We start from the raw sequence: 17299 nt of genomic DNA, 5'->3' as shown, positions 1-17299 counted from the left end.
GTCGTTAACTGTAAAGCCGCTATAATAGCTTTATTATTGCAGTTTTTTTTCATGGAGTTTTTGTATGCGTTTATTTTTATTAGCTTTTTCTTTTATCACAGTACTCTCAGGATGTGGTAAAGAAGAGCAGCCTTTTGAAGAAGTTATTCGTCCTATTGCGTGGCAAGAAGTTCAGCAAACCTCATTTGACCAAGTGCGTCGTTTGTCTGGCACTATTTATCCGGTTGAAGAAGCTAATTTAAGTTTTGAGGTTGGTGGAAAAATACAATGGATAAAAGTAAAACTCGGTGATGAAGTTAAGCGAGGCGATGCCCTAGCGCGTTTAGACCAAAGAAACTTTAATTTGAGCCGTCAATCTGCACAAGCAAACCTACAAAAAAGCTATGCTGCACTCTCTGAAACTGAAAATGAATACAAACGTTACGCCGAGTTATCGGCAAAAGGTTTAGTGTCAAAATCTGGCTTCGATAATGCCAAAGCAGCTTTTGAATCAGCAAGCAGTGCCGTAAATATTGCTAAAACTCAACTTGATATCGCCAATAAAGATTTAAGTGATTCGATATTAACTGCCCCTTATAATGGTAAAATAACGAAACGTCTTAGCGAACCCTCTATGCAAATTTCTCCGGGCCAAGCCATTTTTCAAATTGAAGGTGACGATGGTTTAGAAGTGCAAGTTATGGTCCCCGAAACGATGATCCGAGATTTATCTAAAGGAAGCGAAATTGATATTCATTATCCGGCATTTCCTGGCTTAAACAGTAAAGGCACAATCGCAGAAATTAGCTCGCGCGCCGCTACAGCTAATGCATTCCCGGTGACTATTCTTATTAATTCTGAAACAAAAAATTTACGCGCTGGCATGACTGCAGAAGTTGATTTTACCTTTCAAGGTATTGGACGAACCGGTTATCAAGGTAAAGCTTTTCGTCTCCCTATTGCAGCACTGGCGGCGGATGAAGGACAAAAATCGTATGTATTTGTTTATAACGTTGAACAACAAATTTTACAAAAACGTATGGTGCAAACAGAAAGTATTTTAAACAATGAAGTCTTGGTCTCTGCTGGCTTATCGTCAGGAGAAATCATTGCGATTGCCGGAGTCTCGTTTTTACGTGATGGTCAATCGGTTCGGTTGCTTGATAAACATGTAAAGCGTTTTAATTAATCACGTTCCCGTATAACTTGAAATTTAGAGACTTTTATGAATTTAACTAAAATTGCTTTTACCTACCGAAAGTCCATTTTAATGGTACTTGCCTTATTATTGATCAACGGTGTTTTTGCTTATTTAACATTACCGGCACAAGAAAACCCAACAATAACTATACGTAAAGCCATTATTACCACTTCTTACCCTGGCATGGCCCCCGAACGTGTTGAACAATTAATTACCCGTGCCATTGAAAAAGAAATTAGAAAAATTCCTGAAGTTGAAAAGCTCACTTCGACCTCAATGACTGGACAATCGGTTATACACGTCGAAATTTACGATCGCTATTTTAATCTAGATAATATTTGGCAAGACTTACGTAATAAAGTTAAACAAGCGCAATTGAATTTGCCAGAAGGGACTAGTCCTCCTTTTGTTAATGACTCATTTGGTGATGTTTCTGTGGTGACTTTAGCCTTAACCGCTGACGGTTTTGACTTAGGTGAAATGTATGATATTTCGAAACATATTCGCGACAATTTATACAGTGTTGCGGGCACCAAAAAAGTCGATATTATTGGCGTTCAAGCTGAGCGAATATACCTTGAAGTGAAAACGGCCAAACTCGCTCAACTGGGTATTTCTCCGCGTAGCATTATCAGTGAACTGCAAAATCAAAATATTATTAGTCCAGGTGGACAAATCGATACCGGTTTACGTTCTATTGTGGTTGAGCCGACCGGTAATTTTTCTTCACTGGAAGAAATAGGTAATACCCATATTAGGATCACCGGGACTGACGATACTATAGCGCTAAAAGATATTGTTAGCCTGCGCCGAGGCTTTATTGATCCGCCAGACAAACCAGCTTATTTTAATGGCGAGCCTGCTATTATGTTTGGGGTTTCCATGCTGGAAAAATATAATTTATTGGAATATGCGCCAAGAGTTAAAAATATGGTCACCAATATTGAAAACACTTTGCCGATTGGTTACAAAATAAATATTGCGACTTATCAAGCAGATCAAGTGCAAAAATCTATTGAAGGGGTCTCAATCAATGTAATACAAACACTGGTGATTGTATTGCTGGTTGTTATTTACTTTTTAGGTTTACGTACCGGTTTAATTGTTGGTTCAATTGTGCCTTTTGTGATGCTAACTACATTAGCAATTATGAAATTCTCTGGCATGACGTTAGAAAAAATGAGCCTAGCAACACTTATTATTGCGCTGGGTTTATTGGTTGATAACGGCATTGTTATCGCAGAAGACTTCAAACGAAGAATTGAACAAGGCATAGACCGCTTTGACGCTATGTGCCAAGGCGGTAAAGAACTTGCCATGCCATTGCTCAGTTCATCGGTAACCACGATTTTATTTTTCTTACCCTTAATGCTTGCTGAGCATGTTGCGGGAGAGTTCACCCGTTCAGTTTCTCTGGTTATACTGATAACGTTAATGACCAGTTGGGTTTTAGCCTTATGTGTAACGCCGACGCTTTGTTATTTCTTTATTAAAGCTGAAAATAACGGTACTACCACAGATAAAGCGACTGAAAATTCAACGAAATTTTATCAAGTATATGAAAAATTTCTTCATTGGGCTTTAGCGCATAAAGCGATTTTTATGGCGCTGATGGTGATCGCATTAATCGTATCATTGAGTGGTTTTGGCTTGTTGAAAAAACAATTCTTTCCCGACTCTGACCGCACTCAGGTAATGATGTACATTGACTTACCTAATGGAACTTCGGCGAGAGAAACTAACCGTCAAATGCAAGAGGTGTTTACCTGGTTAGATGATGAGGCGAGTTTTCCTGAAATTAGTAACTATTCGGGGTACTCTGGTTTTAATGGTCCGCGTTTTGTCTTGACTCTTAACCCAGAAGATCCCGCGAATAATAAAGGCTTTGTCGTCATTAACGTTAAAGATGAGACAAAGATTAATAGGTTTGTTAATAAATTACATAACGGTATTATTGAAAATTTCCCTAATGTTTCTGGACGCGTTAAGCGGATGTTTGCCGGTCCTTCTGATTCAAGCACCATAAGTATTCAAGTAAAAGGTCCAGATAAAGATATTTTGTATGAAAAAGCCAAAGAAATTATGGCTGTTTTACAAGCGGTCCCTTATACCAAAAATGTCCGTACTGATTGGGAAAATCGTATTGTTAAAATGCAGGTTAAAATTGATCAACATCGTGCCCGTCGCGCCGGTGTTACCTCTTCTGACGTAGCAACGGCATTACAAGGCTATTTTAGCGGCGCTAATGTTACTGAATATCGTGATGGCGATGATATTATTCCTGTAGTGTTTCGCGCTGAAGAAGAAGAGCGTTTTAATTTAGATAGGCTGCGAACTGTTTCAATCTTCTCTAATCAAACAGGGGCATCAGTGCCCTTATTTCAAGTAGCCGATTTTATTCCGGTTAATCAGTATGCAAAAATTCAACGTGAGAATATGTTTACCACCATCACCATTGAAGCCAGTAATACCCAAATGACGGCTGAAGATCTAAAAGGTATTATCGACGCTGATATTGAAGCATTAAAGAAAGATTTACCCGTTAACCATTTAATTGAATACGATGGCGTTATTGTCCAGTCTAAAGAGGCACAACAGGCGCTTGGTGCCAGTATGCCGATGGTTATTGGTTTGGTGTTAATACTATTAGTGATGCAATTTAATTCATTTCGCCGAGCGGCCATTATTGTCTTAACTATTCCCTTATCACTAATAGGTACAGTTGTTGGTTTATTAGTGATGAGTGCGCCTTTTGGTTTTATGGTGACCTTAGGTATTTATAGTTTGGCGGGTATTATTATTAACAATGCGATTGTTTTAATTGACCGGATTGAAATTGAACGTGCATCAGGACTTGGTGACTACCAAGCGATTGTTAATTCTTGTTTAACACGGTTACGACCAATAACGATGACAACCGTTACCACCATTATGGGCTTATTACCGTTATTGATAGACCCGATGTCAATGTTTTACGGTATGGCAACGGTATTAGCATTTGGTTTAGGTGTCGGTACGGTGTTAACTTTGGCGGTTGTACCTGTTTTATATGCCAGCTTCTTTAAGATAAGTCGATGATAATTCATGTCTTATTAGTTGAAGATGATCTTGATTTAGCGACTACAGTTATCGACTATCTCGACTTAGAAGGCATCACTTGTGATCACGCGGCCAATGGTATTGCTGGCTTAGAATTACTCAGTAATCACCATTTTGATGTGATGATCCTCGATGTTAATATGCCGCGTATGGACGGTTTAACCGTCTGTAAAAAGATGCGCGAGCAAGGTAATAGCACCGCAATTTTAATGTTGACCGCTCGAGATACTTTAGATGATAAATTGGCCGGCTTTGCAGCAGGATCAGATGATTACCTGGTTAAACCGTTTGAAATGCAAGAGCTGATTGCCCGTATTCAGGTGTTAGCAAATCGCCGTAGTGGTCAAACAACACTATTATCATTGTTCGGTCTTGATGCTGACTTTAATGCTAAGACCTTAAAACGGCAGCAACGTAGTGTACAATTATCGCCAACCGGTTGGAAAATCCTTGAAGTGTTGATGCGTAAATCACCAGAAGTGGTGTCAAAAAAGCAACTATTACAAGCTGTTTGGGGGGATGATTTACCCGACAGTGATAGCTTAAAAGTACATCTTTTTAAGTTACGGCAACAAGTCGATATCCCTAACGAAAATAAGCTTATTCACACGGTGCCAGGACAAGGTTTTGTTTTTCGCGGCTGATAAAAATCAATTTTTTAGTAAAAAATTAATATGAGTAACGATAAAAAACAACCACAAACGCTTCGACGTTATGTCTTAAAAGTACAGAGCATGATTGCTTTAATCATAGTACTTAGTTACACCTTAGTGATTAATTTTTATTTTATTCATGGCCTAGATGAAGCTAATTTTCAGGACTTGCATTTAGAAAGTAATGACTTTGCACGTCAATATCAAATAAACAACCATCATCCGCTGCCCAATACCATTCACTTTCAAGGTTTTTTAGGCTGGAAAAATCTCCCAACTAACGTTCAAGAACATTTTGCTGACTTCGAAAATGTTAACAAAATGACCATGGACAACATGCGTATATTTACGGACGACACTTTTATTTCATGGCCAGAGCAAGCGATTTTTATTATAGCTCAGCCATTATTTGATGGTAAAACATTCTACTTAGTCAGAAGCATCAACATTAAGCAATATGATGCCTTAAGCCAAATGGGTATCAGTAAAATGTTTCAGTTAACTTGGCCAATAGCATTGGTTTTTTTAATCATTATGCACTTTTCGGTGCAGTTATTATTAATGCGAACGCTAAAACCCTTTTATCAAATTGGTGATTGGGTTGAAAGTTTAACGCTTGAAAATGTTAACGAGCAAACACCTAATTTTGAATTTTATGAACTAACAGTCATTGCTAATCAGCAAAAAAAAGCCTTATTGAGGCTCGGCGCGATACTCGATAAAGAGCAAGACTTTTTACGCCATGCAAGTCATGAATTACGCACGCCTATTGCGGTTGTTAAAAGTAATAGTGAATTATTAACACGAATACTATCGAGCGAAAATAATAAAGACAAGGGAGATCAGTCGTTAGCTCGTATTAGTAGAGCTGCACTGAATATGCAACATACTACTGAAACGCTATTATGGTTAAGTCAGGAGCAATCGACAGCACAAGGAAGTCAACAAACATTAGCGTTAGCCGAATTAGATTTAAATTTGATGATAGACAATTTAGTCGAAGACAATGCGTACTTATTGCAAAGCAAGCAGGTCAAGGTCACACTTGAATTGACACCTACTTATATTAAAGTCTTTGAAACACCTTGCCGCTTGGTGCTGAACAACTTAATTCGTAACGCTTTTCAATATACCGCCGCCGGTGAAGTTATCATTCAATGTAGCCAATGTATGGTCATTGTTGAAAATATCAATATCAGTGAGGGAGAGCTTGATCACAGCGGTGCCGATTATGGCTATGGCTTGGGCCTAAGATTAGTCGATAAAATCGTTAATAAAATGCACTGGTCATATCAAAATAATCAGCGGTGTGGCGGTCGTAAAGCGATTATTGATTTTCGACAATCAGTTTAATCTAGCTAACTTTATATTTGATCTTTATTAGCAGATATTACTTTCTATATACTCGAGGTATATTTAAGACCTTATCGGGGTTATCGTTCTGTCGCTAATTTTGGCTATTCTTGGCGACGGTCATAGTATAATTATTCATGGCGTTTGTGGTTATTATATTACCGATTGTCGTCCTTATATTTTAAGTTACTTTAAGTGGCTCTCTAACCGCGCCTTAAATAAATAAGCCTCTTAATAATCGTTCACTTATCGAATCAACCATTTTCTCTTGTTAAAAAGTCAAGTTGATTTGAATTCGATGATCGCAGTACGCGCCAATGATAAAAGGCTACCTTCCTCCTTATTATTTCATCGCAATTAACTGGAAATCACTTAAGGTTAGAAATAACCTCTACTTGCCAATATTAATGAGCAGAATCATCTTATTATCTAAATAATATCAGTAAAATATTGTTATTAAAAAATCACTGACTATAATTTTATATAATAATTATATCGGACTAACATAATGAAAAAACGTTTATTATTGGTGACAACTCTATTAACAATATCTACATCTGCGTTCGCTGATCTTTCTTCGACAGTGACGCTAGCAAGTGATTATCTTTTTAATGGCGTAAGCCAGACAGATGAAAGTCCGGCCTTGCAGGGCAGCCTTGATTGGTCAGATGCTTCGGGTTGGTATGCGGGTGCTTGGGCGTCGAATGTCGACTTTGGTGATGATACCAGCTTTGAAGTCGATGTTTACCTCGGCTACTCAATGGCGATAAATGAAGAAATTACCCTTGATGCTGGTGTCGCCCAATATACTTACAACGGCGCAAGTTATAGCTCTGATGGTAATTATAGTGAAATTTATACTAAGTGGAATTTTGGCGCGACCGATTTAAATATTTGGTACGCGTGGGATTACTTTGGCACTGGGGCTGGTCATTATATTGTTATGCTAAACCATACCTTCACCATTAATGATGATTTGACTCTATTAGTTGGCATCGATAGATCGAGTAGTTTAGATGATAACAAATGGCAATGGGAGCCCGGTACTGATAGTTACACCCACTGGCAAGTAACCAGTAACTTTAGTACCAAAGGTTTTGATTTTTCATTAGGGCTGCACGGCACTGATTTAGATACTTATGGCGATACCACACTATTGCTTACCGTTGCTCGTACATTTCAGTTTTAGGAGATAGCCATGTTTAATAAAGTAATAAAACTTATCTTGATTTTGTCTTTTAGTACACCCGCTTTTAGTGACACCGTTTACCTGACATCACTAACTTGGCCGCCTTATTCTGGTAAGGCTTTAAATGAACAAGGTGCATCAGTTGCGGTAGCTAAAGCAGCATTTAAAGCCATGGGCCATGAATTAAAAGTAGACTTTTACCCCTGGAGCAGAGCGGTGAAACTGGCATCGGAATCAGATTCAAAATATGTGGGTTATTTTCCCGAGTATTACTATCAGTCGGATGAGTTTTCTTTTTCTAATCCGATGGGAAAAGGCCCTTTGGGTTTAATTGAGAATAAAAATAAGCCGATTACTTGGTCTTCAGTGAAAGATTTAACAAAATATAAAATTGGCGTGGTGCAAGATTATGTCAATACCGCTGAAGTTGATGCACTTATTGCCAGTGGCGAGATAAAAGCAAAAACAGCGACCTCTGATGAAACCAATATTCGTAAAGTTGCGGGGCAGCGTATTGACGCTGCTGTCATCGATAGCAATGTTTTTAATTACTTGTTAGCGAACAGTGAAGATTTAGCTAAGGTACAAGGAGAAGTGCAAATGAATAGCAAATTGTTGACACAGAAGGAATTGTTTGTTGCTTTTAAAAAGAGCAAACAAGGGCAACAATGGTTAACTATTTATAATCAAGGTTTAGATAAAATAGATATTAATGCCGTCATGGAAAAATATTTAAATAAATAGTATTAACGTCAATAATCACAGAAAAGATTTATTCGAACACTATTTCAGTCAATTGATGTAACTACCGGCGATGATTGATGTGAACAGCTATAATTTTTTACTAATCAATATTTTGACTTTTATTTAAAAGATAAGGTGAATATCATGAAATTAGCTATTGGTTTACTGTTTACTGCTATGTTGTTGCCCGCTGATGCAGCAACGGTAAGTATTCGTGCAGATGACTGGTTCCCGATGAATGGTGATCCTAGTGGCAAAGAGCAAGGCTATATGATAGATATGGCGACGGCAATTTTTACCGCCGCAGGTCATACCGTAGATTATAAAGTCATGCCTTGGGAGCGAGCAGTTAAATCAGTACGCGAAGGTCAATTTGACTGTGTGGTTGGTGCATATCCTGAAGATGCACCCGACTTTATTTTCCCTACTGTCAGCTGGGGCATGGATGGCACTGGTTATTACGTAAAGAATGAATCTGCGTGGCAGTTTACCGGCTTTGATTCGCTTTTATCGCAGAAAGTTGGCGTTATCAGCGGTTATGCCTATGGTGAAGAGTTTGATGCACTGATAAAAAGTCGACCTGATGTATTTAAAGATGTTTCAGGAAAAGATGCTTTGGAAAAAAACTTTAAAAAACTCGCCAACAACCGTATTGATGTTGTGGTTGAATCGGTGGCGGTAGCTAATGCAAAATTGAAAGCGCTAGGATTTAATTCAACACTTAAGATCGCTGGGACCAACTCGGAAAAAGCACCGATTTATATTGCTTGTTCCCCTGTGAAATCAACCAGTAAAATGTATATCGAATTAGTCGAAAAAGGTACAGTAACCCTGAGAGAATCGGGACAACTTAAAGTTATTCTAGATAAATATGGCCTGAAAGACTGGCAGTAAAGAGGTATAAAAATAATATGAACGTTACTAAATCTATTTCATTTAAACTTATTTTTTCAGCACTGATTATTGTCACTGCACTGGTTATTTCTTTTGGTGTCTATGATTATATGGCGCAAAGTAATCTACTAAAAAATAAGCAAAAAAATCAACTATCTTTAGTTGAATCTCGGTTAAAGCTTAATTTACCTTCTGCTGTCTGGAATTATGAAGAAGACCAAATGAAGGGTATTTTAAATTCAGAGCAACAATCAGAGGATATCGCGCTGATAGAAATAACCAATGAGGATAAGAAAATAATTTCTCAATCAAAAGGCATGAAAACCAGCGAAACGATTACCTTTAAACTACAGCATCTCGAAGATGGTCAAAGCACCAATGTCGGCAATGTTACCTTGTTTATAGACAGCTCTTCGATAGATAGCGAGCTATCTTCTTTAGCCACCCGTATTATTATTAAAGGGGTATTACTCGATGTCTTTTTAATTTCAGCCATTTATTTATTATTTGCTAAATTAGTGACTCAGCCATTAAGTGAAGTTGCTTCTGCACTAGAGAATATTGCCCGTGGCGAAGGGGACTTAACTCAGCGGATACGGGTGAAACGTGAAGATGAAATAGGCTTGGTTGCTGAATCATTTAACGTTTTTGTTGATAAAATTCAGTTACTTGTTAAAGCGATACAACAATCGGTACAACAAACTTCAGAGGTCTCAAATAACGTATGTCAAGCATCTGAGGCTAGTCGAGGCCATTTAGAAAATCAACAATCTGAAACAGATCAGGTGGCGACTGCCATTACTGAAATGTCAGCGTCAGCAAAAGAAATTGCTAATAATGTTCAGTTAACCGCGGGCTCAGCAGAACAAGCAAACCAAGATGCACGAGCGGTATCAACTATTATCAAAGAATCTATTGAATCAATTAATGGTTTATCTGAACATCTTAACGAAGCAACCAAGGTTGTGGGTGCACTAGAAGACGATGTTAAAGGTATCGTGTCGGTCTTAGATGTTATTCGTGGGATTGCTGAACAAACAAATTTATTAGCGTTAAATGCTGCTATTGAAGCGGCCCGGGCTGGAGAGCAGGGGCGTGGTTTCGCTGTGGTCGCTGACGAAGTCAGAGCGCTAGCCAGTAGAACGCAAGAAAGTACGGCGCAAATTCAACAGACCATTGAGCGCCTACAAACAGGAGCAAAATCAGCCGTACATGTCATGGAAGATAGCCAAGTTAAAAGTAAAGCTTCGGTAGAAAATGCCCTAAGTTCGGGCCAGTCCATTAACAGTATTTTAAGCTCGACCGAACAAATCACCGAAATGGCAACGCAAATCGCTACCGCCGTTGAAGAGCAGAGCACAGTTGCAGAAGAACTTAGTAGTAACGTAAATAGGATCGTTAGTGCCGGCCATAGTAGCTTAGAGCAACTTAATGAAATGACAAAAAACTCTCAACTGATGCAAGACTCATCAGATGAGCTTAATAAATTAACCCAACAATTTAAAGCGTAGTGGAAACGTTGATAAAGGTATCTGACACAATTATTTTAGTTTTATAAATATATTAATCAGCAATTTGGTTGTAAATTGTTAGGAATTTTAACAACTAACAAGTTTTTTTTTGTCACTCTTTGGCTAATAAAGCTGCTTGCGAAAGCCAATAATTGTTATAAATGCCAATACAGACGCTTTGTTCGGTATTGGCTGTTTTTTCTTGATTGCTTTAAGTGATTAAAGCCGTTAAAGTTTGATTAATTCCTTCCAGAGTCAAATTTTTAAATGCGTCGCTCTTCTTATCCATCACCTGAAAACACCACCATTAATTGGCGAGTGCTGACATCACTTATCCCTTATTTACTCGAATTTAAAGCACGTATAGGTTTTGCCCTGTTATGCTTGGTTTTGACTAAAATTGCCAGTGTTTATCTGCCCTTTATCTTAAAAGATATTGTTGATGGACTTAACGCTCAACAAGAAAACAATATTTTTATTGTTCCTTTTGCATTGGTTGCCGCTTATGGTTTAGTGCGGCTAACCATAGTGTTACTGGCAGAAATCCGCGACACCTTATTTGGCCGTGTTACCGAACGAGCAATTCGCCGTATTGGTTTGAAAGTTTTCGAACACCTACACCAACTTGATTTAGACTTTCATTTGGACCGCCAGACAGGAGGACTGTCACGAGATATTGACCGTGGTACTTCTGGGGTTAACTTTTTAATGCGTTTTATGGTCTTTAATATCGTGCCAACCTTACTGGAAATAATCATGGTTATTACCATATTATGGGTGAATTATGGTATTTGGTTTGCGTTGATCACCGGAGTCTCTATTGCCAGCTATATCGCTTACTCTATTTACGCAACAGAATGGCGGACGCGCTATATTAGAGCCGCAAATAAAGCTGACTCATCAAGTAATACTCGCGCAATAGACAGCCTGTTAAATTATGAAACGGTTAAATATTTCACTAATGAGTCATATGAATCGAAAGCTTACGATAGTCAATTAGCAGATTGGGAAAAAGCCAAAATGCAAAACCGCTTGTCGCTGTTTGCTTTAAACGGTGGTCAAGCCATTATTGTGTCGTTAGCCATGACGGCAATGTTAGCGTTAGCCGCTTACCAAGTTACCCATCAACAAATGACCTTAGGGGACTTTGTGTTGGTCAACGCATTTATGATGCAATTGTTTATCCCTTTAAATTTTTTAGGTTTTGTTTATCGAGAAATAAAAGGCTCTTTAGCCAATATTGAGCAAATGTTTACCTTATTACAAAAAGTACCTAAGGTTGTTGATGCAAAAGATGCAAAAGAACTAGTTATAAGCCATGGAGCTATCAAGTTTGATAAGGTTAGCTTCTTTTATGATGCGCAAAGACCGATTTTAAAAAATGTCTCTTTCGAGGTTAAAGCCGGGCAAAAAGTGGCCGTTGTTGGTGAGAGTGGCTCTGGAAAATCTACCTTAGTGAAACTACTTTTTCGTTTTTATGACTGTCAACAAGGCTCGATTAAAATAGATGGTGAAGCGGTTACTGACATCACGCAACATTCATTAAGAAAGAATATCGGCATAGTGCCACAAGATACGGTGCTATTTAATGAAAGCTTATTTGAAAATGTTAAATATGGCAATGTAAACGCGAGTAATGCACAAGTTGAGGAAGCCGCGAGATTATCGCATTTAAGTCACTTTATTACCTCATTACCCAAAGGTTTTGAAACCGTTGTTGGCGAGCGAGGCTTAAAACTTTCGGGGGGCGAAAAGCAACGGGTTGCCATTGCCCGCACTATTTTAAAAAATCCTGCTATTCTGGTCTTTGATGAAGCTACGTCGTCACTTGATAGTCATTCAGAGCAAGCTATTTTAAAAGCAATCAAAGAGGTAGCTAAAGATCACACCAGCTTAGTGATCGCTCATCGATTATCAACCATCATTGATGCCGATAATATTATTGTCTTGCACAAAGGAGAAATAATAGAGCAGGGTAATCATCAAACCTTACTCAGTAAAAATGGTCATTATGCGACTATGTGGCAATTACAACAAAATGCCTGATAAACAAAATTTTGAGTTGAAGATGATTAGTCAAAAAATATACCCGGTAGAAATTTTACAAACTAAACAGTGGCTAGAAGAAATTATTATTGGTTTGAACTTTTGTCCTTTTGCTAAAAAAGAGTTCGTTAATAACACTATACATTATCAACTATGCTCGGAAACAAAAATAGCTTCGGCGTTAGCCGTATTAACCAAGCAATTTGAAAAGCTAGTGGCTGAACCGAATATAGAAACGACTTTATTGATCTTTAATGAAGGATTTAAAGGCTTTGAAAGCTATCTTGATTTACTTGATGAGGCTAATGAACTATTGTTCACTTTAGGTTATGAAGGCGTTTTTCAACTGGCTAGTTTTCACCCCGACTATTATTTTGAAGGCGAGCCGTTTAACGCCGCCTCTAATTATACCAACCGATCGCCATTACCCACGCTGCATTTAATACGTGAAGCAAGTATGGAAAAAGTATTATCTGTTTATAAAGACCCACAGAAAATACCTGATAATAATATTGCCTTAGCCCAAGAAAAAGGTGCTCATTATTTTCAAAATATCTTAAAGCGCATTGCTAAATTACACCAATAAGTCAGGTGAAAGTTTATGCTATTTTCCAATATCAAATCAACTTGCTATAATGTTGAAAAACTTAGACAAAGGTAGTCATTTTCGTGGATGAAAAAAAAGTAGTACAAATCGGTGGTAGCATAGAGAAATCTCTGCAAGGTGAATATACCATTGACGTTCCTTCGGTCTTAAAAGAGGCATGGCAATTAACACTTCGCTCGCGAATCGCTATTAACTTAGGCTTACTTTTTACGCTTATTTTGGGCATTGTTGTCTCATTTTTGATCAGTAATACTATGGGCGGCATTGATCAAGTCATTAAAGACCCACAATCAACAACATTATTGAATATTGTTGTTACTATGGTCATCTATCCTTTTTTAGTGGGGGTAGAAATGATGGGCGTTTTTCATGCGGTTGGTTTAAAAACCAACAGTAAATTGATTTTTGCTTTCTTAAAACGAGGCAGTTGGGTTGCTGTTTGTGCGCTGTTAACGTCAGTATTAATCACCTTAGGCATGAGTTTATTTTTCTTTCCAGGTATTTATTTAGCGGTTGCTTTATCATTAGCTTTACCTTTAGTGGTAGAAAAAAAGCTATCACCAATAAAAGCTATCACCTTGAGTTTACAAGTTACACGTTTTCAGTGGTTTAAATTACTCTCTATTTATAGCTTACTGCTGTTAACCTTATTTCTATCGTTAGTTCCCTTAGCCATTCTCGCTAAAACTTCGTTTTCAGTTATCGGTGTTATGCTTTTCTTATTGGCATTAACTTTTATAGCACCACTATTTTATAATGTTAAAGGTATTTTATACCGAGAAATTTTTGGTATGCAGCTGCAAGCCGTTGATGTAGCCCCTCAGCAAACGAGTGATACATTTTCAGCGTAAAGCGCTATGCAAACCTTATTGTTAACAAAAAGGCTATTATGATCATTCAATATTTGATGAGAACCCTGCTAATAAGTGTTTTTTTTATTGCGCTTATTGCTCCTTTTACATTTTTAACACCAACGTTTGACCTTCCTTTACCGGAAGTGATAAAGGTTGTTATTGCTCCCGTGGCAAAGGCGAAAGTCAAAGTGGTTGAGCAACCACTTCATAATGTGAAGATCCCCAACTTTGCTTCAATACGGGATATTAAAGCGAAGAAGCGTCAATTTTTCCATTATATTTACCCAGCAATAGCGCAAGAAAATAGCAATATACTTGCGTTAAGAGTCGAAGTGTCCTTGATGATAGAAACACTTTTTCTCGAGGAAAATCTTTTAGCCGATCAACAAGCCTTACTTGACCGTTTAATTAACAAATATAAAGTTAATAAAAAGCATTCGCCGCTGCAGCAGCTTAATGAACTATTGTTGCGTATTGATATAGTGCCTGTTGAATTAGTGTTAGTGCAAGCAGCCAATGAATCCGCATGGGGCACCTCTCGTTTTGCTCGAGTTGGTTTGAATTTTTTTGGCATGTGGTGTTATAAAAAAGGCTGTGGCATGGTGCCAAGAGGAAGAGATGACGGTGCTAAGCATGAAGTAGCAGCATTTAATAGTGTAGAACATGCGGTACAGCGTTATTTACACAATATTAATACCAATCACGCTTATGGTGTTTTCCGTTCAATTAGAGGGCAGTTACGCGCGCAAAAACAGCCACTATCTCCACAAATATTAGCAACAGGCTTGTTACGTTATTCTATTAGAGGCACTGATTATGTCTTAGAAATAACTGAAATGATCCGTCATAATAAAGTCTATTTTGACAAGATATTGGCGAAGCCAAAACCTAAAGTTATTTAGGCGCGGCTCATTTATGGTCAACAGATAATGATAAAGAGCGATAACATCAACTCCTCTTTACCGGTGTTGTTATCGCGCTTAGTTACTTAATAGCAATTAAGATAGATTTTACTTTATTTCTATAACATTTAAACTGTTACTTAATGAGAATGTTGCTTTTGAATTATCTTCAAAATTGCCATTGTTTGTTAATTGCGTGGCAATAATAGGTTCATCATCAAAAGCGGTATCGCCACCATTGATAATACCTGAATCAGCATTAATCCCTTTAAAATCAAAGAGCTCACTATCGCACAAATGTGATGGTACCACGTTGCGAATTGCAGTAAACATCGATTCAATACGTCCTGGATGATTAACATTCCAGTCTTGTAGCATTTTTTTGATGTTTTGACGTTGTAAATTAGGTTGAGAGCCACATAAGTTACAAGGAATAATAGGGAACGCTTTTAGTTGTGCGTATTGGATAAGTTCTGCTTCTTTACAAAAAGCTAACGGTCGAATAACGACATGCTCACCATTATCGGAAACCAATTTTGCTGGCATTGATTTTAATTTACCGCCATAGAACATATTTAGCATCAGCGTTTCAACCATATCATCACGATGATGGCCTAAGGCAATCTTAGTTGCACCAATTTCTGCAGCGACCTTGTACAAAATAGCTCGTCGTAAACGAGAACACAAACTACAGGTCGTTTTCCCCTCAGGTATTTTGTCTTTAACAATGGAGTAGGTATCTTCTTGTGCAATTTTATATTCAATTCCCAAAGCGTCTAAGTATTCGGGAAGGATATGTTCAGGAAAGCCTGGTTGTTTTTGATCGAGATTTACAGCAACTATATCAAAATGAATAGGCGCAGATTCTTTCAACAACATTAAAATAGCCAGTAGGGCATAGCTGTCTTTGCCACCCGATAAGCACACCATTATTTTATCGCCATCTTCTATCATATTGTATTGTGCGATAGCTTGGCCAACATGTCGTCTTAAGCGCTTCTCAAGTTTACTCAGCTGTATTTTTTGGCTGGGTGTTAAAGATGTTATTGGTGTCGCTGATTGAGCGCTCATAGTGTTTCCTAGAGATGTTTAAAATAAAAAAGATCAATTTTACGGCGCGTAGTATAGCAAAAAGCCAAGAAAATCCTTGGCTTTTTAATAGATATTTAAATATTAAGCAAGTGGCACTAATGCCTTGGTCATTAGGCCAATGGAGATACGTAACCATCGGGTTTAATCGCTAATACATCACAGTTAAGACGATCAATGACATGCTCTGCGGTGTTGCCAATAAGTGCCGCTGAAATCCCAGTACGACCAATAGTACCTAAAACAACTAATTCAGCATCAATGTACTTAGATATACTTTGAATGACATCTTCAGGTAAACCTTCTTTAACATGGGTGTTTTCAAGGGGGATATTAAAGCTATTCGCATGATCATGCATAGCACTTTTGTGATGATTAAACATAGTATCGTTATATTCACAGGCATTGAACTCTGGGATTTCAATGGCAATATTCACCGGTGTACCTGGGTAAGAATTGACTAAATGAACATTGGCTTTAATGAGTGAAGAAAGCAGCATTGATTCTTGGGTTAATTTATTATTTAATGCTTTGTGATCCTCATCATCACTACCGATATTGAGCGCGGTAAGTAAATTACCATTGTTTGGCCAGCTATGGTCTTTAACCAGTAATACTGGGCACGGGCATTTTCTTAAAATATGCCAATCTGTTGGGGTAAAAATAACCGATTTGAGTTTATCATGTTGATGGGTACCTTTGATGACAATATCAAAGTTTTCAGCCATTACTTTTTTGATGATTTTTTCAAACGGACGGTTATGCCAAATAATACAAATGTCTATGGTCATATTACCGTGATCGGTTTCGGCAATTTTTTCTTCTAACCATTGTTGGCGATCATTAATGACCGATTGACGCATTGCTTCTCGTTCTGAGCCTGAAAGCATGGTGGTCATTTCATAAGATAAATCATAAATGGTTAAAAATGCCGTGATCTGTCCGCCACTATGACGTGCTAACTCAATCGCACGTTTTAATGCTTTTTGATTTTCAGTGGTTGGATCAATAACCGCTAATATTTTTTTATACTTATCCATAACATTTACTCCCTAACTTATTAAATAATATTAATAATAGACCATAACTAGCAAATATTATTTGCTTTAAATCATAATATTTCAATAAAAAAAATGCTTAACATTATTAATGTTAAGCATTTTTTCATAATTTTTTTA

The 17299-nt window shown here is 37.7% G+C and carries 14 protein-coding genes; 12 read left to right on the top strand and 2 right to left on the bottom strand.

The window, feature by feature from the left end; genetic code table 11:
- Positions 1 to 64 precede the first annotated feature (64 nt).
- From ESZ26_RS01405 to ESZ26_RS01350, 12 genes are all read left to right on the top strand, one after another.
- Positions 65 to 1168: an efflux RND transporter periplasmic adaptor subunit gene (locus tag ESZ26_RS01405; protein ID WP_146797467.1), complete on the top strand. Its 1104-nt coding sequence runs from the start codon at positions 65 to 67 to the stop codon at positions 1166 to 1168.
- Between the two features lie 36 nt (positions 1169 to 1204).
- Complete coding sequence (locus ESZ26_RS01400) at positions 1205 to 4258, top strand: efflux RND transporter permease subunit (protein WP_146797470.1); 3054 nt, start codon at positions 1205 to 1207, stop codon at positions 4256 to 4258.
- Positions 4255 to 4923: a response regulator transcription factor gene (locus ESZ26_RS01395; protein ID WP_190278370.1), complete on the top strand. Its 669-nt coding sequence runs from the start codon at positions 4255 to 4257 to the stop codon at positions 4921 to 4923. The genes ESZ26_RS01400 and ESZ26_RS01395 overlap by 4 nt, the downstream gene beginning before the upstream one ends.
- A 30-nt stretch (positions 4924 to 4953) precedes the next feature.
- Positions 4954 to 6285 (top strand): sensor histidine kinase, encoded by a 1332-nt coding sequence (locus tag ESZ26_RS01390; protein ID WP_146797472.1) that lies wholly within the window; start codon positions 4954 to 4956, stop codon positions 6283 to 6285.
- A gap of 508 nt (positions 6286 to 6793) precedes the next feature.
- On the top strand, positions 6794 to 7474 hold the full coding sequence (locus tag ESZ26_RS01385; RefSeq protein WP_146797475.1) for a TorF family putative porin: 681 nt from the start codon (positions 6794 to 6796) through the stop codon (positions 7472 to 7474).
- Positions 7475 to 7483: 9 nt separating this feature from the next.
- Positions 7484 to 8218, top strand: a complete 735-nt coding sequence (locus ESZ26_RS01380) for a substrate-binding periplasmic protein (protein WP_146797476.1) — start codon at positions 7484 to 7486, stop codon at positions 8216 to 8218.
- A 144-nt stretch (positions 8219 to 8362) separates the two neighbouring features.
- Positions 8363 to 9112, top strand: a complete 750-nt coding sequence (locus tag ESZ26_RS01375; protein ID WP_223271671.1) for a substrate-binding periplasmic protein — start codon at positions 8363 to 8365, stop codon at positions 9110 to 9112.
- 17 nt (positions 9113 to 9129) lie between these two features.
- Positions 9130 to 10623, top strand: a complete 1494-nt coding sequence (locus ESZ26_RS01370) for a methyl-accepting chemotaxis protein (protein WP_146797479.1) — start codon at positions 9130 to 9132, stop codon at positions 10621 to 10623.
- A 267-nt stretch (positions 10624 to 10890) separates the two neighbouring features.
- A complete protein-coding gene (locus ESZ26_RS01365; protein ID WP_146797481.1) occupies positions 10891 to 12669 on the top strand; it encodes an ABCB family ABC transporter ATP-binding protein/permease in 1779 nt (592 codons plus the stop codon).
- Positions 12662 to 13255 (top strand): DUF1415 domain-containing protein, encoded by a 594-nt coding sequence (locus ESZ26_RS01360; protein ID WP_146797484.1) that lies wholly within the window; start codon positions 12662 to 12664, stop codon positions 13253 to 13255. Before ESZ26_RS01365 ends, ESZ26_RS01360 begins: the two co-directional genes overlap by 8 nt.
- A gap of 83 nt (positions 13256 to 13338) precedes the next feature.
- Positions 13339 to 14127, top strand: a complete 789-nt coding sequence (locus ESZ26_RS01355; RefSeq protein WP_146797488.1) for a YciC family protein — start codon at positions 13339 to 13341, stop codon at positions 14125 to 14127.
- A 38-nt stretch (positions 14128 to 14165) separates the two neighbouring features.
- Complete coding sequence (locus ESZ26_RS01350) at positions 14166 to 15032, top strand: glucosaminidase domain-containing protein (RefSeq protein ID WP_146797491.1); 867 nt, start codon at positions 14166 to 14168, stop codon at positions 15030 to 15032.
- 108 nt (positions 15033 to 15140) lie between these two features.
- Here ESZ26_RS01350 and ttcA read toward each other — a convergent pair whose 3' ends face one another.
- Together ttcA and uspE are read right to left on the bottom strand one after the other, a co-directional pair.
- Positions 15141 to 16103, bottom strand: a complete 963-nt coding sequence (ttcA, locus tag ESZ26_RS01345; protein ID WP_146797494.1) for a tRNA 2-thiocytidine(32) synthetase TtcA — start codon at positions 16101 to 16103, stop codon at positions 15141 to 15143.
- Between the two features lie 131 nt (positions 16104 to 16234).
- Positions 16235 to 17161, bottom strand: coding sequence for a universal stress protein UspE (uspE, locus tag ESZ26_RS01340; RefSeq protein ID WP_146797497.1), 927 nt, complete (start codon positions 17159 to 17161; stop codon positions 16235 to 16237).
- Positions 17162 to 17299: the final 138 nt, after the last annotated feature.

Origin of the sequence: Colwellia hornerae (assembly GCF_007954355.1) — a bacterium.
Lineage (GTDB): Bacteria > Pseudomonadota > Gammaproteobacteria > Enterobacterales > Alteromonadaceae > Colwellia_A > Colwellia_A hornerae.
This window is presented reverse-complemented; position numbering and strand designations above follow the sequence as displayed.

Excerpts from the sequence above, each read along its gene's own strand:
- ttcA (WP_146797494.1), bottom strand. The coding sequence starts at position 16,103 with ATGAGCGCTCAATCAGCGACACCAATAACATCTTTAACACCCAGCCAA.
- ESZ26_RS01365 (WP_146797481.1), top strand. The coding sequence starts at position 10,891 with ATGCGTCGCTCTTCTTATCCATCACCTGAAAACACCACCATTAATTGG.
- ESZ26_RS01350 (WP_146797491.1), top strand. The coding sequence starts at position 14,166 with ATGATCATTCAATATTTGATGAGAACCCTGCTAATAAGTGTTTTTTTT.
- uspE (WP_146797497.1), bottom strand. The coding sequence starts at position 17,161 with ATGGATAAGTATAAAAAAATATTAGCGGTTATTGATCCAACCACTGAA.
- ESZ26_RS01395 (WP_190278370.1), top strand. The coding sequence starts at position 4,255 with ATGATAATTCATGTCTTATTAGTTGAAGATGATCTTGATTTAGCGACT.
- ESZ26_RS01390 (WP_146797472.1), top strand. The coding sequence starts at position 4,954 with ATGAGTAACGATAAAAAACAACCACAAACGCTTCGACGTTATGTCTTA.
- ESZ26_RS01405 (WP_146797467.1), top strand. The coding sequence starts at position 65 with ATGCGTTTATTTTTATTAGCTTTTTCTTTTATCACAGTACTCTCAGGA.
- ESZ26_RS01375 (WP_223271671.1), top strand. The coding sequence starts at position 8,363 with ATGAAATTAGCTATTGGTTTACTGTTTACTGCTATGTTGTTGCCCGCT.
- ESZ26_RS01385 (WP_146797475.1), top strand. The coding sequence starts at position 6,794 with ATGAAAAAACGTTTATTATTGGTGACAACTCTATTAACAATATCTACA.
- ESZ26_RS01380 (WP_146797476.1), top strand. The coding sequence starts at position 7,484 with ATGTTTAATAAAGTAATAAAACTTATCTTGATTTTGTCTTTTAGTACA.
- ESZ26_RS01360 (WP_146797484.1), top strand. The coding sequence starts at position 12,662 with ATGCCTGATAAACAAAATTTTGAGTTGAAGATGATTAGTCAAAAAATA.
- ESZ26_RS01370 (WP_146797479.1), top strand. The coding sequence starts at position 9,130 with ATGAACGTTACTAAATCTATTTCATTTAAACTTATTTTTTCAGCACTG.
- ESZ26_RS01400 (WP_146797470.1), top strand. The coding sequence starts at position 1,205 with ATGAATTTAACTAAAATTGCTTTTACCTACCGAAAGTCCATTTTAATG.